Genomic DNA, 1,934 nt, shown 5'->3' with positions numbered 1-1,934 from the left:
GATCACCTCCACCCCCTGGCCGGCCGGAAAGGCCGCGCCGGGCGAGCGGTTGGTGGTGTGGTCGGCCTGTTCGGACAGGTGCAGGTCGATGGTCGCGTCGATCAGGTCCGGATCGATCAGCGGGCTGTCGTCGCCCACCCGCACCACGTGGTCGGCGGGATGGGCGGCCAGGACGCCGGCCAGGCGGGCCAGCTCGTCCTGGGGCGGACCGCGATGGACGGGAATGGCCTCGCGCCGGATCATGGCCTCCAGCGCGTCGTCGGCGGGGTCGGTGGTGGTCGAGACCACGATCTTGCCCACGCGCCGGGCCCGCGCCATCCGCTCGATCTGGCGCACGACCAGCGGCGCCCGGGCCAGGAGCATGCCCGGCCGGCCCGGCAGGCGTTCGGAACCCATGCGGGCCTGGAGGACGGCGAGGATCAGCGGCGGTGCGACCGGCGCTCGAACATGTCGACCAGCCACGCGGCTAGCAGGGCCAGCGGCGCGCTGCCGAACAGGATGAGCATCGCTTGGACGAACGGATCCATTCAGTCCTCCACACGGGCCAGAACATAGTGCAGCACGATCTGGAGAACAAGAAACAGGCCCGTCACCAGCACCACGCGGGAGATATCGAGGATTCCCGAGGCCAGAGGCTGGAGCACGGCTGAAATCACGAGCGCCACGGATAGGGCGTTGAGCGTGGTCGCGATGGCCTTTCGCCGCTCATTGCGGTTGGCCTTGCCCAAGCTGAGAACGTTTAGCGCCGGTTCCGTCATGCCGTGAACATAACAAGAACAACCTGTGGACGCAACATCGGCGACGCTCGCCCTAAGCGTTTGTCGTACTCTGCCACCGCGCCTGCATCCGCGTCACGATCTCGGCCGCCGCGCGGCCGGTCTCGTCTACCGGTTCATAGGTCCAGCCGTGGAAGGCCCCGCCATAGGGACGGGCCGCGCCCAGGCCTTCCAGTTCCTGATGGAACAGGCGGAATTTCAGGCTCGTCCCGTCCATCTTCAGGATGAACACCGGCTTGCCCGTCGAGGCCGCCTCGGTGGCCATGTTGGTGGAGTCCTCGGTGACCAGGATGTAGTCGGCCGCCGCCAGGAAGGCGAAATAGGGGTTGGCCCCCAGGCCGTCCCAGATGATCCCGGGAAGATGCCGCAGGCGGGCGGTCAGCAGGGCCTTGGCCGGGTCGGGCGTGCGCCGCGAGAAGGTCATCAGCAGGCTGCCGCCCTCCTGCTCCAGCGGCAGCTGGATCTGGTGGGCCATCTCGGCCGCGCGCACGGCCGACAGGTCGAAGGCCCTGGACTTGCCGCCCAGCAGCACCGCCACGCGGGGCCGAGGCAGGGCGTCGATCTGGTCCTTGAACTTTTCGTATTCCGTTTCGAGCCGCTGGCTCGTGACCCGATGCGGCGAGCCGGTGATCGGCAGGACATTGTCGCCCGTCAGCCGGTCGTGCTTGGGCGGGATGACCAGGTCGAACATGTTGGCCGGGACGCGCGGGTCCTGGATCTGCACGACATAGGTCCTGCCGTTCGACCAGCGCTTGGCGCGGATCGACAGGGGCAGGGTGGCGCGGCCGGCGGCGATCCACAGGTCCGGCCACGGAGCCTGGACGCCGCTCTCGGGGGTCAGCCAGTGGCGCGGCAGCCAATTGGCCCACCAGGGCAGGCGGCCGGTCTTGCCCCGCCATTCCACGCGCTTGACCACGATCGTGGCTGGAACCTGGCGACCGACGGCCTCGGCCAGGCCCACGGCCTGGGCCTCGATGCCCGCCCGGCCGTCCGAGATCGCCCAGATGACGATCGGCTTGGGGGGCGGCGCTTCCGGGAGAGGCGCTTCGGGAGAGGGCTCCTCGGGAGGGGACGCTTGGGGGGCGGCCGCGTCGAGAACCGGCGTTTCGGGGCCGGGACGGGCGGCGGCCTCGGCGGCGCCCGGGCGCGACTTGGGAC

3 protein-coding genes are annotated in these 1,934 nt (G+C 69.9%); all 3 read right to left on the bottom strand.

Features of this window, described 5'->3' with window-relative positions:
* On the bottom strand, positions 1-462 hold a 462-nt coding region (locus tag WAL33_RS16500; protein WP_422182611.1), incomplete at its 3' end, for a cytidylyltransferase domain-containing protein.
* A 65-nt stretch (positions 463-527) separates the two neighbouring features.
* Positions 528-728 carry a hypothetical protein gene (locus WAL33_RS16495; RefSeq protein ID WP_422182610.1) on the bottom strand — a complete coding sequence of 67 codons (201 nt, stop codon included), beginning with the start codon at positions 726-728 and terminating at the stop codon, positions 528-530.
* A gap of 82 nt (positions 729-810) precedes the next feature.
* Positions 811-1,788, bottom strand: coding sequence for a mitochondrial fission ELM1 family protein (locus WAL33_RS16490; RefSeq protein ID WP_422182612.1), 978 nt, complete (start codon positions 1,786-1,788; stop codon positions 811-813).
* Positions 1,789-1,934 lie beyond the last annotated feature (146 nt).

It is taken from the genome of Caulobacter sp. (assembly GCF_049283275.1).
GTDB lineage: Bacteria > Pseudomonadota > Alphaproteobacteria > Caulobacterales > Caulobacteraceae > Caulobacter.
This window is presented reverse-complemented; position numbering and strand designations above follow the sequence as displayed.